General features: G+C 65.7%; 1 protein-coding gene. It reads right to left on the bottom strand.

Features of this window, described 5'->3' with window-relative positions:
* Positions 1 to 1,071: MFS transporter (locus NM2_RS46965; RefSeq protein ID WP_169816382.1), on the bottom strand; the 1,071-nt coding region annotated here is incomplete at its 3' end.
* Positions 1,072 to 1,123 lie beyond the last annotated feature (52 nt).

Genomic DNA, 1,123 nt, shown 5'->3' with positions numbered 1-1,123 from the left:
GTGGGTGGCGACGGTGTGGTTGTAGACGGTGCCGGACAGGGCGGCGCCGAGGAATGAGCCGAGGCCGGATACGACCAGGATGAGCATGCTTTGGGCTTGGGCGGACAACTCGACGGGTGTGACCGCGCCGATGTACATCGCGGCCAGGACCAGGAAGAAGTCGTTGCAGATTCCTTGCAGCGCGATCGCGACCACAGCGAGCCAGTTGTGGGTGCCGACCGCGGCGATGAACAGGCAGAACCGCAATGCCCACATGCACATGCCGCCCATCAGGCCCCATTTCATGCCCAGGTGTTTCACCGTGAAGGGGATGGTGACGATGAACGCGACTTCGGCGGCTTGGCCGATCGAGAGGACTCCGGCGACGTTGTGGATGCCCAGGGCGCCCAGGAAGGGGGAGGCGTAGGTGTTGTAGGCGCCGAGTGCGACCGAGGTGAGCAGGGCGCAGATCATCAGGATCGAGAAGTTGCGGTCACGGAACAGGACGAAGGCTTTGGCGCCGATGATGTCGCCGAGGGTGAACCGCACCCCGGCGGCGGGGGGTGGTGTGGCGGGCAAGGTGAAGGCGTAGAGGCCGAACGCGCCGCTGATGAGCGCGGTGCAGTAGAACAGTCCGGTCGAGGCGGACAGGCCCAGCGCGCCGACCACGACGCCGGCCACGACCCAGCCGATGGTGCCGAATACCCGGATGTAGGGGAACAGTCGGCGGTTGTCGCCGAGGTGGCGGAACGCGATGGAGTTGGCCAGTCCCATGGTGGGCTGGAAGAACACCATGAACACGAAGATCAGGGCCAGGGTGGCCGCGCTGTTGCCGCTGTGCACGACCGCGGGCAGGAAGCACATGACCACGCCGCCGGCCAGGTGCGCGATGCCCAGGCCTTTCTGCGAGGACACGAACCGATCACCCAGCGCGCCCAGGAACATCGGCGCGATGATCGCGGCCACCGCCGCCAGCGAATACGCGGTGCCGATGATGCCGGGCATCTTGTAGGTGCTCAGCACCAGCCCGAAGGTCGCGAACCAGGAACCGGGAACCGCGAACTCGAACAACATCATCACGGTCAAACGCACGAACACCGACCTGCTGGTACCGGCCGGCACGACACCGGAAGACACATCGGCT

Source organism: Nocardia miyunensis NBRC 108239, assembly GCF_001613065.1.
Lineage (GTDB): Bacteria > Actinomycetota > Actinomycetes > Mycobacteriales > Mycobacteriaceae > Nocardia > Nocardia miyunensis.
This window is presented reverse-complemented; position numbering and strand designations above follow the sequence as displayed.